Raw genomic sequence first — 477 nt, forward strand, 5'->3', positions numbered from 1 at the left:
CTCGGCAGTTTCTACCTGTTCGGCCTCGAGGAAATGGGCTCGGATGCGCGCGAAGCGGAGAAGTGGCTGTCGATCGCGGCGGCTCGCGGCGACAAGGAATCGAAAAAGCTGCTCGAGCTCGCGCGCAAGGCGAAGAAGGAAGACGAAGACGACTGGAAATGGCGCACGCAATGGCGTGATGTCTATTACGGCTACTGGTATTCGGGCTATCCGTACTACGGCGTCTGGAATCAGACGTACTGGTACTACTGACCGAGCCTGAAGCAACGGGGGCAGCCGCGGGGAGACCACCATCGCGCGCCACGCCGGGGGGCTTATCGAAGTTCGCACGGACGCATAAGCCGAACAACGACTCTAATCGAGCGACAACAACATGAAGACCAACCTTTCCCAACGTCTCATTCAAGGTGCGCTGGTTGCAGCGCTTGGCGCGTCCGTCGCGGGGTGCGGCGGCGTGGTGACGCCCGGCGGGCAGAA

The 477-nt window shown here is 61.4% G+C and carries 1 pseudogene; it reads left to right on the forward strand.

Annotated features, from left to right (window positions below):
• A pseudogene (locus CFB46_RS34995) lies at positions 1–252 on the forward strand (sel1 repeat family protein); the annotation flags it as partial.
• Between the last annotated feature and the right edge of the window lie 225 nt (positions 253–477).

The organism is Burkholderia sp. HI2761, assembly GCF_002223355.1.
GTDB lineage: Bacteria > Pseudomonadota > Gammaproteobacteria > Burkholderiales > Burkholderiaceae > Burkholderia.